This is a genomic window from Corynebacterium pseudodiphtheriticum DSM 44287 (assembly GCF_000688415.1).
Classification (GTDB): Bacteria; Actinomycetota; Actinomycetes; order Mycobacteriales; family Mycobacteriaceae; genus Corynebacterium; species Corynebacterium pseudodiphtheriticum.
Map to the genome: position 1 here is coordinate 146,131 of NZ_JIAH01000005.1, position 16,133 is coordinate 162,263.

16 protein-coding genes are annotated in these 16,133 nt (G+C 55.8%); 11 read left to right on the forward strand and 5 right to left on the reverse strand.

Going from position 1 to position 16,133, the window contains the following annotated elements; translation table 11 throughout:
- Positions 1 to 560 precede the first annotated feature (560 nt).
- The 9 genes from lpdA to O146_RS12060 all read left to right on the forward strand — a co-directional run bounded on the left by lpdA (position 561) and on the right by O146_RS12060 (position 9,896).
- A complete protein-coding gene (gene lpdA, locus O146_RS0101335; protein ID WP_021352821.1) occupies positions 561 to 1,988 on the forward strand; it encodes a dihydrolipoyl dehydrogenase in 1,428 nt (475 codons plus the stop codon).
- 354 nt (positions 1,989 to 2,342) lie between these two features.
- Positions 2,343 to 3,098 carry a succinate dehydrogenase cytochrome b subunit gene (locus O146_RS0101340; protein ID WP_021352822.1) on the forward strand — a complete coding sequence of 252 codons (756 nt, stop codon included), beginning with the start codon at positions 2,343 to 2,345 and terminating at the stop codon, positions 3,096 to 3,098.
- A 66-nt stretch (positions 3,099 to 3,164) separates the two neighbouring features.
- Positions 3,165 to 5,174 (forward strand): fumarate reductase/succinate dehydrogenase flavoprotein subunit, encoded by a 2,010-nt coding sequence (locus O146_RS0101345; RefSeq protein WP_021352823.1) that lies wholly within the window; start codon positions 3,165 to 3,167, stop codon positions 5,172 to 5,174.
- Positions 5,174 to 5,923: a succinate dehydrogenase/fumarate reductase iron-sulfur subunit gene (locus tag O146_RS0101350; RefSeq protein WP_021352824.1), complete on the forward strand. Its 750-nt coding sequence runs from the start codon at positions 5,174 to 5,176 to the stop codon at positions 5,921 to 5,923. Before O146_RS0101345 ends, O146_RS0101350 begins: the two co-directional genes overlap by 1 nt.
- 138 nt (positions 5,924 to 6,061) lie before the next feature.
- Positions 6,062 to 6,430, forward strand: coding sequence for a hypothetical protein (locus tag O146_RS0101355; protein ID WP_021352825.1), 369 nt, complete (start codon positions 6,062 to 6,064; stop codon positions 6,428 to 6,430).
- 120 nt (positions 6,431 to 6,550) lie between these two features.
- Entirely contained in the window at positions 6,551 to 7,939 is a 1,389-nt protein-coding gene (locus O146_RS0101360; RefSeq protein WP_244266784.1) for a DUF445 domain-containing protein, read from the forward strand.
- 94 nt (positions 7,940 to 8,033) lie between these two features.
- Positions 8,034 to 8,471, forward strand: a complete 438-nt coding sequence (locus tag O146_RS0101365) for a hypothetical protein (protein WP_027017475.1) — start codon at positions 8,034 to 8,036, stop codon at positions 8,469 to 8,471.
- A 113-nt stretch (positions 8,472 to 8,584) separates the two neighbouring features.
- Positions 8,585 to 8,974 (forward strand): DUF2516 family protein, encoded by a 390-nt coding sequence (locus O146_RS0101370; RefSeq protein ID WP_023018872.1) that lies wholly within the window; start codon positions 8,585 to 8,587, stop codon positions 8,972 to 8,974.
- A gap of 46 nt (positions 8,975 to 9,020) precedes the next feature.
- Positions 9,021 to 9,896, forward strand: a complete 876-nt coding sequence (locus O146_RS12060) for a hypothetical protein (protein WP_051619185.1) — start codon at positions 9,021 to 9,023, stop codon at positions 9,894 to 9,896.
- Positions 9,897 to 9,927: 31 nt separating this feature from the next.
- Here the strand turns inward: O146_RS12060 and O146_RS10675 are convergent, their stop codons facing one another.
- Together O146_RS10675 and O146_RS0101385 are read right to left on the reverse strand one after the other, a co-directional pair.
- The gene (locus tag O146_RS10675; protein WP_051619186.1) at positions 9,928 to 10,818 is read right to left on the reverse strand and encodes an LmeA family phospholipid-binding protein; all 891 of its coding nucleotides are present in this window, start codon (positions 10,816 to 10,818) and stop codon (positions 9,928 to 9,930) included.
- Between the two features lie 29 nt (positions 10,819 to 10,847).
- Entirely contained in the window at positions 10,848 to 11,339 is a 492-nt protein-coding gene (locus tag O146_RS0101385; protein WP_024272748.1) for a DUF2505 domain-containing protein, read from the reverse strand.
- Positions 11,340 to 11,365: 26 nt separating this feature from the next.
- Between O146_RS0101385 and O146_RS0101390 the strand changes: the two genes are divergently transcribed.
- Entirely contained in the window at positions 11,366 to 12,628 is a 1,263-nt protein-coding gene (locus O146_RS0101390) for a UDP-N-acetylmuramate dehydrogenase (protein WP_027017477.1), read from the forward strand.
- A 34-nt stretch (positions 12,629 to 12,662) separates the two neighbouring features.
- Here the strand turns inward: O146_RS0101390 and O146_RS0101395 are convergent, their stop codons facing one another.
- Both O146_RS0101395 and O146_RS0101400 read right to left on the reverse strand, forming a co-directional pair.
- Positions 12,663 to 13,178 carry a hypothetical protein gene (locus O146_RS0101395; RefSeq protein ID WP_027017478.1) on the reverse strand — a complete coding sequence of 172 codons (516 nt, stop codon included), beginning with the start codon at positions 13,176 to 13,178 and terminating at the stop codon, positions 12,663 to 12,665.
- Positions 13,179 to 13,223: 45 nt separating this feature from the next.
- Entirely contained in the window at positions 13,224 to 14,462 is a 1,239-nt protein-coding gene (locus O146_RS0101400) for an alpha/beta hydrolase (protein WP_027017479.1), read from the reverse strand.
- A gap of 181 nt (positions 14,463 to 14,643) precedes the next feature.
- Here O146_RS0101400 and O146_RS0101405 point away from each other — a divergent pair, with 181 nt between their 5' ends.
- Positions 14,644 to 15,099, forward strand: a complete 456-nt coding sequence (locus tag O146_RS0101405; RefSeq protein WP_027017480.1) for a hypothetical protein — start codon at positions 14,644 to 14,646, stop codon at positions 15,097 to 15,099.
- Between the two features lie 2 nt (positions 15,100 to 15,101).
- Here the strand turns inward: O146_RS0101405 and O146_RS0101410 are convergent, their stop codons facing one another.
- Complete coding sequence (locus O146_RS0101410; protein WP_051619187.1) at positions 15,102 to 16,067, reverse strand: polysaccharide deacetylase family protein; 966 nt, start codon at positions 16,065 to 16,067, stop codon at positions 15,102 to 15,104.
- Between the last annotated feature and the right edge of the window lie 66 nt (positions 16,068 to 16,133).

A 16,133-nucleotide genomic window follows, 5' to 3' on the forward strand; every position in this document is an offset into this window, starting at 1 on the left:
TTGTCAGACAAAAGGGCATGACCAAAAAAACGTTTCGAGCAAAAATCTTGCAGTTGGGGTGGGCCTGGAATAGGCTAAATTCTGCTTCACCCAGAGGGTGCCGTTTTCTGAACTTCTGCAGACTTTCGTATTTTCCCGGCAGATCCGTAGAAAATTAGTTCCGTAGCCAACGCGGGCATGACGTTGCCGATGGTGCACAGGATGCAGAAAATTCGTAGACCTGAATCAGACCTGACCCAGACCTGAAAGAGTATTGACAATGCAGCTAGATAACCTGATCGTGATGTCCAACAACTTCTTCGGCCCAGCTATCCACGAGTTCTTTGCTGGTTTTGCAAAATTGAGTGCAGTACTACATCTGATCTAGTTTTTGCAGCTCGCCGTCAGCGGATTCTGGTTGTTGCAGCAACGACGCGGATTAACAACCGCCAAGATTAGCAACGACCACTATTAGCGAGGGCGAAGACTTACGGCGAACGTAATTAGGCACCTGCGGTAGCTCCGGTAGACTCTCGGAATTTCTTCCCGCGGGTGCTTTCACATGTCTGCAGGGATTACGTATGCTGGAGACCGTGACTAAAGAACATTATGATCTCGTTGTACTCGGCGCCGGACCAGGTGGATACGTTGCCGCCATCCGCGCTGCCCAGCTAGGCAAGAAAGTTGCTGTCGTCGAAAAGCAATACTGGGGCGGAGTCTGCCTCAATGTTGGTTGTATCCCTTCGAAGGCGCTGCTGAAAAACGCTGAGGTTGCCCACACTTTCAACCATGAGGCCAAAGACTTCGGCATCTCCGGTGACGTTTCTTTCGACTTCCCGACTGCGCACAAGCGTTCGCGCAAAGTCTCGAAAAAGATCGTCGGTGGCATCCACTATTTGATGAAGAAAAACAAGATTCAGGAAATCAATGGCCTGGGTCATTTCAAAGATGCCAAGACCATCGAAGTGAAAGAAGGCGACGACGAGGGTAAAACCCTGACCTTCGACGACTGCATCATCGCGACTGGTTCCGTCGTTAAGACTCTTCCTGGCATTGAGCTGGGTGGAAATATTGTCTCTTATGAAGAGCAAATCCTGGATGAAAATGCGCCAGAATCCATCGTAATTGTGGGTGCTGGTGCCATCGGCATGGAATTTGCTTATGTTTTGGCAAACTACGGCGTGGACGTCACCGTCGTTGAATTTATGGACCGGGTACTTCCAAACGAAGATGCGGATGTATCCAAGGAAATTGCTAAACAGTACAAGAAGCTTGGCGTGAAGCTGCTGACCAGCTATAAGACCACCTCTGTGAAAGACAACGGCGATAACGTCACCGTTGAGGTGGAGTCTAAGGATGGCAAGAAGCAAGACACGCTGACCGTTGATCGCTGCCTGGTTGCGGTTGGTTTTGCCCCACGGGTGGAGGGCTATGGCCTGGAAAACACCGGTGTGGAACTGACCGAGCGAGGCGCTATTGCAATCGACGAGCGTATGCGTACCAACGTGGACGGTATTTACGCCATTGGCGATGTTACTGCGAAGCTGCAGTTGGCTCACGTTGCTGAAGCGCAGGGTGTAGTTGCTGCCGAGACCATCGGCGGAGTGGAAACCCAGGAATTGGGCGATTACCAGATGATGCCACGTGCAACTTTCTGTAACCCACAGGTCGCTTCCTTCGGTTACACCGAAGAAGCAGCGAAGGAGAAGTGGCCGGATCGCGACATTAAGGTTGCCACCTTCCCGTTCTCTGCAAACGGTAAAGCGCTTGGCCTAAATGAGTCTGCAGGTTTCACTAAGCTCATCGCTGACGGCGAATTTGGCGAGCTTCTCGGCGCCCACTTGGTTGGTTCCAATGTTTCCGAGCTGCTGCCACAATTGACTCTTGCGCAGCGCTTCGACCTGACCGCGGGCGAAATTGCGCGCAACGTGCACACGCACCCAACGTTGTCCGAAGGTATGAAAGAAACCGCGCACGGCGTTGCTGATGGCCACATGATTAACCTCTAAGGGCCTGTCGCTTAAAGAAAGTTTCACGGCCGCTCTACCGTTTTTGTTGACGGTAGGGTGGTCGTTTTCTTATGGGGTACTGTCCGAAAGTTTGACGCAGTATGGGTGAATGCTGGCTAGCTAAAAAAATGCTGTGCGTAAAGTCACATATCTTGCGGTTGAGTGATGGGCTCAGGTTGGCTTGCAGCTAAGGGTCGTGGCAGTAGCGATATTGTTGTTGTCGTTTAAGCCAAGCCTCACATAAAGCACCCCCGGAAACGTGACCGAAGTAGGCTAAAAACGCACCCAGCACGGTATTTTGGTTCGCGTCAACACCCCCGATCACCGTATGGTTAAAGCGACAATGGAGGTGCCATGACAATAAAGAATCCTGATCGTGAGGCAATCGCTCACGGAAAAATCTCGAACGAAAAAATTCGTGAATCGCCAGCAGTGCCAACTTGGGCCATCAAGCTGATTATGGCGATCACTGGCCTGTTGTTTGTGCTGTTCACGCTCGGACATATGGCTGGAAACTTGAAGCTCTACGCTCCAGCACATGATGGTGTACCGGCGCTAGATGAATACGGTGAGTTCCTTCGTAGCCTTGGTTCGCCATTGCTGCCGGAAGAAGCTTTCCTGTGGGGCTTCCGTCTCGTCTTGTTGGCTGCGCTGATTCTGCACGTTTGGGGTGCTTTTGCCCTGATCAGCCGCGCAAAGCAATCCCGCGGTAAGTTCAACCGTACCAACCTGATGGGCGGCGTAGATTCCTTCGCTACCCGCACCATGCTGGTTACTGGCCTGTTCCTTCTGCTGTTCGTCTGCTTCCACTTGCTGGACCTGACTTTGGGAGTTGCACCAGCGGCGACCGAACAGTTCGTGCACGGTGAAGTTCACGCCAACATGGTGGCTACCTTCAGCCGTTGGCCAGTCACCATCTTCTACGTGGTTGCCATGTGCTTGCTGTTCCTGCACATGTCTCACGGTATTCGCTTGGCCGTCTCGGACTTGGGCATCACTGGCCATAAGTGGCGTCAGACTTTCGTCGTGATTGCTTATGTCATCCCAGCAGTGGTTGTCATCGGCAACATCGTCATGCCTTTGTCCGTCCTGTTTGGTTGGGTGAGCTAGAACCTCACCAAGCGCTGACATAGTTCACGCGCCGCTAAAGTTCTAGCCAGATCGGAAAGATAGATTATGAGCAACACAGATACTTCGACTCGTAAAGAGTTCCGCCAGCCAGACTCTATTGTCGATGGGGTCACTCCGGGCGACATCCTGGAAAACGCGGAACCAAAAGGCGTTCCCATGCGGGACATGTGGAATTACCACAAAGACCACATGAACTTGGTTTCTCCACTGAACCGCCGCAAATTCACAGTCATCATCGTCGGCACCGGCCTATCCGGTGGTGCAGCTGCCGCAGCTCTCGGTGAGCTGGGCTATGACGTGAAGGTTTTCTCTTACCACGATTCACCTCGTCGTGCGCACTCCATTGCAGCACAGGGTGGTGTGAACTCTGCTCGTGGTAAGAAGGTCGACAATGACTCCGCTTACCGGCACGTGAAAGACACGGTTAAGGGCGGCGACTACCGTTGCCGTGAATCTGACTGTTGGCGCTTGGCGCTGGAGTCCGGTCGCGTTATCGACCACATGAACGCCATCGGTGCGCCGTTTGCCCGTGAATATGGCGGAACCCTGGCCACCCGTTCCTTCGGTGGTGTGCAGGTTTCCCGAACCTACTACACCCGTGGACAAACTGGTCAGCAGCTGCAGCTGTCGACCACCTCGGCTCTGTACCGGCAGATCGGCCTGGGCAACGTCGAAATGTTTGCACACCATGACATGCAGGACATCATCGTCCGCGAAGTTGATGGTGTGAAACACTGCGATGGCATCGTCACCCGCAACCTGATTGACGGTGAGATTAAGGCCTTTACCGGTCACGCGACCGTCATCGCAACCGGTGGTTACGGCAACGTCTACCACATGTCGACGCTGGCTAAGAACTCAAACGCAGGCGCCATGATGCGTGCGTATGAGCGTGGCGCTTACTTGGCATCACCTGCTTATATTCAATTCCACCCAACTGGCCTGCCGGTCAACTCCACCTGGCAGTCGAAGACGACACTGATGTCGGAATCGTTGCGTAACGACGGTCGTATTTGGTCGCCAAAGAAAGAAGGCGACGACCGCGACCCGAACTCTATTCCAGAGGACGAGCGCGACTACTTCTTGGAGCGTCGTTACCCAGCCTTCGGCAACTTGGTTCCGCGTGACGTGGCTTCCCGTGCACTGTCGCAGCAGATCAACGCCGGCCTAGGAGTAGGTCCTATGCAGAACTCCTGCTACCTGGATTTCCGAGATGCTATTGAGCGTCTGGGTAAGGAAACCGTGCGTTCGCGCTACTCCAACCTCTTCCAGATGTACGAAGAGTCGATTGGTGAGGACCCATACGAGACTCCGATGCGCATTGCACCGACTTGCCACTTCACCATGGGCGGTTTGTGGACCGACTTCAATGAAATGACTTCGATCGACGGGTTGTTCGCTGCGGGCGAAGCTTCGTGGACCTACCACGGCGCTAACCGTCTGGGAGCGAACTCGCTGTTGTCGGCATCGGTTGACGGCTGGTTTACCTTGCCGTTCACGATTCCGAACTATTTGGCTGAGCACCTTGGCGAAGAGAAGCTGGCAGAGGATTCTGCAGAGGCTCAGGAAGTCGTCGAAGAGGTCAAGGATCGCTTAAACCGCCTGATGAATATTCGAGGCGAAAATCCACACGGTGCGGAGCACTACCACCGCCAGCTCGGCGAGATTCTGTACTGGGGTTGTGGCGTTTCGCGTAACGTCGACGACCTCAAGACCTCCATCGAAAAGATCCGTGAAATCCGTCGCGATTTCTGGGCGAATGTTCGTGTGACTGGCCAGTTGCACGACATGAACCAGGATCTCGAATACGCACAGCGTGTAGCCGACTACCTTGACCTCGGTGAGCTGATGTGCGTCGACGCATTGGATCGCAACGAGTCCGCTGGAGCTCACTACCGCGACGACCACCTTTCCGAAGACGGTGAGGCAGAGCGTGACGACGAAAACTGGTGCTTCGTATCCGCATGGCAGCCAAATGGCCCAGAGAAGTTCATCCGCCACGCTGACCCGCTGTACTTCGACTCGATCCCGCTGATGACAAGGAACTACAAGTAATGAAATTGACACTTGAAGTCTGGCGTCAGGCCGGACCTACGCAAGAAGGCAGCTTCGAGACCGTCCAGGTCGACGATGCCGTCGAGCAGATGTCCATCCTGGAGCTGTTGGACCACGTCAACACCGGACGTATCGAAGACAACAAAGAACCATTTGCGTTCGCATCGGACTGCCGTGAAGGTATCTGTGGAACCTGTGGTTTGCTAATCAACGGTCGCCCACACGGGCCAGGCCAGAACACCCCGGCATGCCAGCAGCGTTTGTTCCAATTCAATGACGGCGACACCTTGCGCTTGGAGCCGCTTCGCTCCGCAGCCTTCCCCGTCATCAAGGACATGGTTGTAGACCGTTCCGCTCTGGACGACATCATGCACCAGGGCGGCTACGTTTCCATGGATGCCGGTACCGCACCAGATGCCGATACGCTGCTGCAAAACTCCCAGGACAACGAATTGGCACTGGATCATGCAGCCTGCATCGGCTGTGGTGCTTGTGTGGCCGCTTGCCCGAATGGTGCTGCACACTTGTTCACCGGCGCCAAGCTGGTGCACCTGTCAATGTCGCCACTCGGAGCTAAGGAACGTGGTAAGCGCGCCCGTAACATGGTGGACGAGCTGGAGCGGAACTTCGGTGGTTGTTCGCTATACGGCGAATGTGCCGACGTTTGCCCAGCTGGTATCCCGCTGACCGCGGTTTCCGCAGTTACCCGTGAGCGTGCCCGTGCGGCGTTCCGCTCGAAGGACGACTAAGACGAATTAAAAGTGCCGACGCAGCGTGTTATGCGCAGCTATTTTGCTTGTGCACACACGGTTCGGCACCACTTTTGCTGGCAGCAAATCTAGACTAGAGTTGTCACTAGTGATACAGAAGAAAGGCTTTGGCACCCCATGAGCACCAATGAACAAGTAGCGGACTTCGCTGCGGAGACCTACCCAAGCTATTCGCAGGAACTGCACCACAGCTACATCGAGGGCTACAACCCAGTTTCCTTGGGCGCGCCGCACTCGTCGCTGTTGCGTAATTCGACTTGGATTGGCATGGGCCTTCTTCTCGGATTCTTCCCATTCGCTGGCACCCTGATTTGGGGTATCAGCACGGGTATTTGGGATGCCGGTACCGCAGCTAATTACTCCACTATTTTGACCATCATTGGCGCCATTGGTGTTGTTGTTACTTTGGTCGGTGGTTTTGGTTCGATCCACTTTGGTCGCCGGTATTACCGTCAATATGTGAAGGAAACCGGCCGCACCTCCTAACGCGCCTTTCCTGCCAGCCTCGCCCCGTACCTGCTAGATGCCTACCGCGTCTAGGCAGGGCGGGGCTTTTCGTAGTTCGAGACAACGCCCTCAAGAATCCGAGCGGAGACCACGCAGAATATGAATCCCCCGAAACACAGTATCGCCGCTAAACGTACGGCCGCGAAAAGCACGACTGCGGAAAGCACTGCTGGCAAAAACGCTTATGCAAACAGCTCTTCGGTAAGCCACGCAGCTGCTAACAATGCTGCACCCACAGACCAGCAACGTGCTCTTGAACTACGCAAGCACAAGATATTCGTTACCAGCCTATTGGTGCTGGCTGCTGCGATATTTCTGGGCTGTTCCTGGTGGCAAAGCCAGCCGGGCGATACCCCAGGGTGGGTTGGTTATGTGCGCGCCGCCGCAGAGGCCGGCATGGTCGGTGGCTTGGCGGACTGGTTTGCAGTGACTGCTTTGTTCCGGCACCCGATGGGCCTACCGATCCCGCACACGGCATTGATTCGCAAAAAGAAGGACCAGTTAGGTGATTCGCTGTCGCAATTTGTTGGCGATAATTTTCTCAATGCTGAATTAATCACTTCCAAGGTGCGTGCAGCCAAATTGCCGGAATGGTTGGGGGCGTGGCTAAGCGAACGCGAAAACGCTGAGAAAGTCTCCCGGGAAGTGGGCAAGCTGACCACGAATATTGTGCGAGCTATAGACGCGCAAGAGGCAGAAGAACTTATCCAGCGGCACTTGATTGATAAGGCTGCCGAACCGATATGGGGCCCGCCACTAGGACGTACGCTCGACGCCTTGATCGATGAAGGCAAGTTAGAACCAGTTGTTGACGAAGTTGTGACCTGGGCGAAGAGCAAGATTGACGATTCGGAGGAGTCGATTGTCACCTTGATCAACGATCGCATGCCGACTTGGGCTCCGCGTTTTGCTCGGCAATTGGTGGGAGAGAAAGTTTTCCGCGAGATGGCGTCGTTTATCAGGGAAGTGGAGGCCGACCCGCAACATCCTGCACGGAAATCCATTCGCAAAGGGCTACGCCAACTGTCGTATGACCTACAGTTTGATGCCACGATGATTAGCCGGGTAGAAGAATGGAAGGCAGAGATCCGCGGTTCACGCGCGGTGAAGGCATTACCGGAAATGTTGTGGGATAAGGCTGCAACAGGTTTGCTGAGCGCTGCCGAAGATCCAGAGTCCACGCTGCGCCAGAAGATCGTGGAACTGTGCGTGCGCTGGGGAGAAAATATCCGTGCCGATGCTGAACTGCGTGGTTCGTTGGACCGGAGAATCAACTCTGCAGTGGAGTTTTTGGCGAATAACTATTCTTCGGAAGTCACAGGACTCATTTCTGAGACAATCGCGCGCTGGGATGCTGATGAAGCCAGCGAGAAAATTGAGCTTATGGTGGGTAAAGATCTGCAGTTTATTCGGCTTAACGGCACCGTTGTTGGTGCGCTGGCTGGCTTGGTTATCTACACTGTCAATCAGCTACTGTTTGGCGCTTAAACAAAAAAACACAACCGGGGTGAGCGCCCACCATGTCAACCCCACCATGTCAACCCGCTAGGCACGACCCCCAGAGGACAGATGGAGTACCACTATGACTGATAAGCGCAAGCGATTTTCGGCGGACGACATTGTTGATTCGCTCAAGCAGACTGGTTCCTCTTTGCGTTCTGTAGCTGGCGAATTTGCGGAAAATGCCGCTCAGAATTATCACGATCGTGATGCCATTGGCACAGCGAAAAACGCAGCGCGCCAAACCGCGCAGGATTTCCGCGGCATTGATAGTTTCGACGATTTGAAAGAAACCGGTTCGAAGCTGTGGAAGCGTGGTAAATACTTGGGCAGCGAATTCGGTTCTGAGTTACGCGATGCCGTCGCGAAAACTCGTGATAGTGAGGCAGTAAGCGAGGCCAAAGCCAGACTGCGGAAGTTTCCTGGGCGGGGGAAAGATGCTGATGCTGCGGCGAAAAACAGGCAGCCACATATTATTGAGGGCGAAGTTGTTGATATCGACGGCCACAAGCCGGACTAAACCGGCTCCCCGGCGCCGGCTGATGGCGCCCGCCAGTATCTCGCGCGAATGCGCGTGCGTGTGATAATTTTCGCTAGTTAGACTAATCGTATTCCGAGGGACCCCGACACCACATGATTGTTGACGTATTATCGCAAGCCAATTTCGCTGCTGAACAGACCCAGCACTTGGCACAACTGCCACCTAGTGGGCCTTCGTTAGAGCCTTGGCAGTCTAATCTCTTGTACGGCTTGTTTTGGCTGCAACAGGGGCTTTATTCTCTGGTGGCCATCGCCGGTTTGGCTGGCGCTATTTCGGCGGCTATGACCCGTGACGACGCCTTTGATGCGGATTCCCGCCAATCAAAGATGGTGTGGGTTGCGATGTTGGCTGCCTCCGCATTTATCGTGCCGATGCCGATTCCGATTTTGCCGTGGGTCGGCATGGTGGTTATCGGTATTTACTGGTTTGACGTTCGCCCTTCGCTCAAAGCCTTGATCAACGGCGAATATCGCTGGGATTAGGCCTGTACGCTTCGCCCTATAGCAGCAGATGATGTGGAACTAAAAGATGGAAGAAAACTGGTTACATCAGTTTCTTGCGTGGGATTTTCGCGCCCCGCACGTCGGCTTAGCTGAAGTGCGCAATGGTGTGGCCGCCGCTATTGCTGCAGGGGTTGGGGCGGTTGTTGTGAGCCCGAATCACGTAGCGACAGCAGCAAAAACGCTGGACAGATACGTGCGGCAACACGGTGGAGATCATTACGACGACGATGCGGATGAATCCTCCGTGTTAACGATCATCACGGCAGTTGGTTTCCCGACGGGGCGCCACCATATTTTGGTAAAAGCATCTGAGGCGCGGCTGGCGGTTTCGCAAGGAGCGCATCGTGTCTGGGCTTGCGTAGACACGAGTAATACTGACGCTAATGCCCTTCTCAGCGACATGATTAGTCTTCGGGAAGCTGTACCCGCCCCGGCACAACTCGGCGTGGTGGTGCCGGATTATTCCGCGGTGGGCAAGCAGTCTGCATCAGCGCCAGAGCAGCAGTCTGCATCAGCAGCGGGACAGCAGTCGGGGCAGCTGTTAGAGCAGCTGGCAGGGGAGGAAACGTGGAAGCCGGAAACCCGACGTGGCGAATTGGTATCTACTTGTGATTTCGCGAAGGTGGACCAACTCGTAGTAACTTCCCAAACGAAGTACCCGGCATCGTGGGCAACGGCGCAGCAGTTGCCTGATCGCATTCCAATAGTTTTGGACATGGGAGCGGGTACAAAGTTAGCTGAATCCCCGGCTGCTGATTCTTCATTAGTGGAGTGGCTGGTTGCGGAATCCGCGGACCTTGCAGCCAACAAAAAGGCCTTGGAAAAAACAGAAACCGCCAAGCAAATCTTGGCGGTAATTCCTGTACCCGTTGGGGCTACTCGTAGAAATAAAAACTCTTAGCTAGCCAAAGCTAGGTTAACAGTGCATCTACCTAACTTTTACGGACTGGTGCCGTCGAATTTGCTCCGGCATCCTGTTCAGCGTCCTTGCCCGAACCACCAGGATTGGCCCCCGGCGTTGCGTTAAGCTCTTTGCTCATATCCGAAGGATTCACGTTGCGACCCTCCAGGGTGATTACCAAACCGTGGTCATTGAATTCAATTGCAGTGATATCCAACTGCCCACCGGTAGCCTCACGCAGGTTTTGGTTCAAGGAATTCGCGATACCGTCAGCGGCGCCTTCTGGGAGTGAAAAGCCCAGGATTTTTGCTTCAGAAGCATCGAAAGAGACATTTCCGTTGTCCCCCACCAGTGGGCGCAGCGTCAGATTCGCAGCGCCGGACAGAAACTTCACGGTGATGGTACCGGCTTCGTGATCCGTTGAGATATCTGAGACCACGAGCTCACCCAAAAATGCGGCGCCACCGAGTTGTTCCCGCAGTCCCTCTTGGATGGTGTGAGTGAGGTACTCGTCGGGAAGCTCCGAGCGGGTGCGCAAAAACTCCGCCTCCCCAGATTCAAGCGCCATGGATTCCATGTGCACGTGTGAGGCGGGCATACCTTTGTAGTTGCCCTCGGCATCCTGCTGCAGTGTCGATGGGGTATCGATGTTGACTTCGCTGAGCTTCCCACCGACCAGGCCGAACAACACTGGGCTGGAACCGAAGGAGACTTCTGGGTCTTCGGTCATCTCAATGCCTTGGGCCTCGATGTCTTCACGGAAGCTCGCGCGCAGTTGTTGACCAATGAAATAACGCGCGCCAAATTCCGCCAACAGCACCAGGATCAGCACCGCCACCAAGACGGCGACGATGATTTTCCAGGCAGTTGCGGCGGATGATTGTGCTTTAGAGCTGACTGGGGCTTGAGAGCTAGAAGGCATAGGCACAGTCTAGCGTGAGACGGCCGGGATTAGAGGTTTTCGTTAATCCACTTTTCGGTCAGCTGGCCTTCGTTGTCGAAGAGCTCTTCTAGTGCTTCGCCAACCTTTGGCTCGATAGCGGCACCCATCATTGGGATGTTGACGGAAACGTCGTTGGTGTAGCTCAGGGTGGTGGTTTCACCTTGGCCTGTCAGCTGAACGGTGCCTTTGAAATCAACCGGGGTGCCCTTGACATCGGCGTTGTAGGAAAGCTCCGCTTTGTCGTCGGCAAGCGCGCCAACTTTGACGGTGCGCTTAACCTTCAGCGACTGCGAGACCATAGCGCGTACGGCCTCCGGCAGGATGGTGACGGGAAGCAGCTCGAACAGGGTGGCTTCGTTGTTGGAGAACTCGTTGAGCTCGCCTGGTTCTGGCGAAAGGTTTTCGGCGATATAAGCCCAGTACTTCTCGTTGGTCAACGCCTGGTGGACTTTTTCGGCGGAGTGATTGATGGTCACTGTGTTTTCGCTACGGGTAGACATGCCCTACAGACTACCCTGTGATAGTGATGAATGATTTTATGACTCAAGCAAATACGGCCTTGGATACCCCGGAGTTGCGCACGCTTGCCGACGCCGGGGCGCTCGAACGCGTCGATGGCGTGGAATTTTCTCAGTTGACGACGTTTCACCTGGGTGGTGCCCCGCGGGCTGCCGTGCGAGCCGCGACTGGTGAGGCCGCCGCGGCGGTGGTTCGCGCCCTGGATGCTGCCGGGGTGGAGCTGCTGATTGTCGGTGGTGGATCCAATTTGCTGGTGACCGACGAGCCGCTGGATGTGGTCGCGGTGCTTATGGGCGATGACCACCTGGAGATCGACGCCAGCACCGGTGTGTTGCGCGCGGGCGCGGGTGCCATCTGGGATGAGGTCGTCGCTGCCAGCATCGATGCGGGGCTTGGTGGCTTGGAGTGTTTATCGGGCATTCCGGGTTCTGTCGGTGCCACCCCGGTGCAAAACGTCGGTGCTTATGGTGCGGAGATCGCGGATGTACTCACTCGTGTGCAGTTGTTAGATCGTGCGACCGGTACCGTCGAATGGGTGCCTGCCAGCGCGCTGGATTTGGCGTATCGCTATTCCAATTTGAAATTCACCGCACGTGGGGTGGTGCTTGCCGTAGAGTTCCAGCTGCGCACTGATGGTTTGTCAGCTCCGCTGCGTTTTGGCCAGCTGGCTGGTGAGCCGGGGCAGCGCCGCGATCCGGCGGAGGTGCGCGAGGAGGTACTGGGCCTGCGTCGCTCCAAGGGAATGGTGCATGATCCAGCAGATCATGACACGTGGTCGGCGGGTTCGTTTTTTACCAACCCAGTAGTGCCGGAGACGCTTGCCGACGAGATCACCCAGGTCGTTGCCGCAGAGCTGGGTGCCGACGAAGCAGCGGGCATGCCGCGTTTCCCGGTGGCTGCAGGCAGCATGGCCACTGAGGGGTCTGATACTGGGGGTTCTGGCACTGAGGTTTCCGACACTGAGGGGTCTGGCACTGAGGTTTCCGGTGGTGCCGCAAGGGCTTCCGGTGGGGCTGGAAATGGAGCCGCAGAAGCACTGGTGAAGCTGTCTGCCGCCTGGCTGATTGATCGTGCAGGTTTTGCCAAAGGCTACCCGGGTGCGGATGCCCCAGCGCGCTTGTCGACGAAGCACACCCTGGCCCTGACCAACCGGGGCGCGGCGCGGGCTGCGGACGTCGTCAAGTTAGCCCGTGATGTGCGCGCCGGGGTACAGGAAAAATTTGGGGTACAGCTTGAGCCCGAACCGCTGTGGATTGGGCTGGAAATCTAGCCACCATCCGTGGCGAAAGACTGCGCGAAACGGGCTAGCGCGGGACTTCGATGGTGACGGTTTTGCCTCCGTAGCCATGTTCTTGGTCGTGGCCTTCGACGGTGACCTCGTTGACGTTGTCCGGGATCTCGAAGGGGCCGCGGGAACGAGTAAAAGGCTGCTCGTTGGCGTGGTCGTGGCCGAGTCCGTGTTCGGCTAACACGGTGCCGTCTTCGTCGAGCACGCGCCAGCCGTCGGCGTAGCGCTCCGGGGAATCATAGGGCGAGGACACCGTCACGGAGATGCGGTATTCGCCATCGGAACCGGATAATTCGGCTTCCAGAATGTCAGGGTATTTCTGGTCGGCTGTGTCCGAAGCAGCATCTTTTGCATCGTCTTTCGCCTTGTCGGCCACGCTGCCTGCGGCGTCAGTAGCGGATTTAACCGCGCTCGAGGCCTGCTCGGTAGCGCTATTAACAGTCTCATCGGCGCTGTCCGCGGCATTAGAGCATGCTGCCAAGATAAGCATGGAGGTCGCGGCCAGGGCAGTGAAAGTACGTGAAAGTTTCATGCTCGCCTAGTATAACTGCAGCTCACGCGTCTAGCAGGGTTGTTACTATTCTCCCGGGGTCGGGTAGGTGTATTTGCCTTGGGTTACGCTGGCCCAGGCCACGGGGAGCTGTTGCTTGTAATACGGCCAGTCGTGGATGCCGGTTGGTGCGTGGTCGAACTCAATGCGCTCGTGCATCAGGCCCTTTTCCTGCAATGAGTGCTCCAATTCCGCGGTGCATTGGTTCGTGAGTTTTTCCAGTGTGATATTGCCGAAGAACGTCGGAATGCCCTCGGGGCGGGCCAGCTCAATATCATGTTCAGTAGCGTAGCCATTGGCGGAATAAATATAGACCGGCATGCTGGCGATACCCTTTGGGTCCGAGACGACGTCGTTACGCAGGCGCTCTGGGGCGTTGCCCGGGCCCCACATCAGCTCTGGGTTGCCACCCATGACAAGCGCTGCCAGGTCGAAATAAGCACGGCCAGCAGTGCTGATCGACGAATAGCACCCCGAAACCGAGAAAGTACCGGAATACAGCTGTGGGTACAGATTGGCCAGACGGACGGCAGCCGAACCGCCCATGGACAAGCCGCCGATATAGCGCTCACCGTTAAAAGGGATGCCGGTTTGTTGTTCCATCACGCCAGGTAGTTCCTGAGTCAGGAAAGTTTCCCACTTTGCGCGGCCCAAATATGGGTCGGTGCTGTTCCAGTCTGTGTAGTTGGTGCCACCAGCCTCGACGGGCATGATCGTGGTGACGTGTTCATTCGCCATGGTTCCTTGCACGTCGCCTTTTCGCAGCCATCCGGACTGACGCGGGGCTGACACGCCGTCGAGAAGATACAGCATCGGTGCGGCTGTGTCGCGGTCCTTCGGGTACTGCACTTGCACCTGGACGACGCGACGCATTGCCGGGGACTCCACGTAGAGACGTTCGACGTCGAAACGCTCGTCTGCTTCGCGGTGGATCAGGCGCGGCTGTGCAAAATCCTGCTCCTTGTCGATGGTGTAGGGGGTTTGCTCACCCCATAGGTTCCACATGGGCAGTTGATGCCAGGGGGTGTGGTTCTGGAAAAATTGAAGAACATTTAGCACATGTCCCTGCACAGCTGGGTCTTTGGACCATTCCGCCATTGGCTCGGAAGAGCCATCGAAAGCGATCCGGGAGCTGGTTTCGCTGGAAAACTGTTGCGCGTGTGCTTGTGGGGTGGCCACGGCAGATGAGACAGCAGCGGCTGCAGGCAGGCTGAATGCCGCAGTCAGAGCAAGGGCAGCTGCGCGCTGGAATAACGAGGATGACATGGGCTGGCTCCAAAAGGATAAGTCGAGTGGGGAGATCTCGCGGCTACGTGGCGTGCGAGCCGATGAGCTTTGGAGACATCATAAATGGGGGCGCCGAGAAATGTAGAATCCCAAAAGCTTTCGCGAGTATCTGGGTACTCTAGGTTTATGTGACGCTTTAACCCCGGAGGTGTAATCCCCTATGGCGAATCAACAATCTCGTCTACATTCACAAGTTTTTGGATACAATGCTGCTCGCTGGGCTTGGATCGCAGTGACAGTAGTTATCACCATCTGGTTTTTGCTCATGATGAGTTGGGCGGCGTTTCTCTTGGTCATCGTGCCGGCAATCGTCGTGTTGTTTCACATCGATACTCAGTTGGACCAGGAGCAGCAGACGCTAAAAATCAAAGTCCTGTGGGTCCCTGTAAAAACCTGCAATCTTGCAGATATCAAGGAAGCTGCCATCCCACGGGACCCTTTGCCATTGGAACGTAATACCTTCGGCGTGCACTTCATCGGAGGTGCATTGTCTATGCACGCGGGCGCGGCCAACTTGGCGCTGGAGATGAAAGATGGCAAAACCTACCGCGTGACGGTGGACCGGCCACAGCAGTTTGTGAAGCGGTTGAATAACGCGGCTCAACGCGATGCGTAGCCCTAGCGGGTACCGTAGACCCTGCCAGGTTCCGGCGAGCCGTGCAGGCGATCCAAAGTCACTGGTTCTAGGCCTTTGGCGCGCAGCCCGTCGATGATGCACGTGGTCGCGTCTGCGGTGGTGTTGTGGATGTCGTGCAGCAGCACGACCTCACTGCCGTCGGCTTGGTTGACCGTGCGTTCGCAGACTGTGTTGGCGTCGCGATCGCGCCAGTCGAAAACGATGACATCCCACAGTGCAACCCCCATACCGTGTGCGCGGGCTGCCTGTACGACGTTGTCATTGTGAGCGCCGTACGGCGGACGTAGCCAGCGTGGTGTCGCACCCGTGACCGCCTGCACGGCCTTGGTGTTTTGAGAAATCTCAGTATGCACACGAGTTGGGCTGCTCAGCGCGAAATTCACGTGCGTTGTGCCGTGATTGCCGATGGTGTGGCCTGAATTGACGATGCGACGCGCCGTATCCGGCAAGGCATGCACCATCGGGGTCTGCACGAAAAACGTAGCTTTTGCGTGTTTGGCGTCGAGCGTATCCAGAATTCGGTTGGTCGGCGGCTGCGGGCCGTCGTCGAAAGTTAAAGCTACGCAATTCGAGCAATCACCGGCTGGAGTAACAGGAGCTGGTGGTTGATAACCAGGCTGCAAGTTTGGTGGGGTCGGTTTGCTGCGTGGTTGCGGTGTGGAAGAAAGCTGCTGGACTTCCTTAGGCAAGGAAGCGAAAAACGCACGGTAGGCCTCGTCGGTGGAGTTATGGAAAAACTCCAGGATCTGTGACCCTAACTGGAACTGATCCCAGCGTGGCCCAATCGAACTACCGGGAAGAGCAGGTGCGGAAGAAGCAAGATTCACTACGGCACCAGAGCGCGCCGAATCGCTGGAACTCGCGGGATTAGCGTGTGCCTCGATCGGCGATGAAAACAAGCTCGCAATGATGGTGCACGAGCCGAAAATTACGGCGAGTTTCTTCACGTCTGGTGCCTTCCGGAAATTAAGGGAGTGGTTGGTGAACTGACTATAACAAGTTACGGAAGTTGT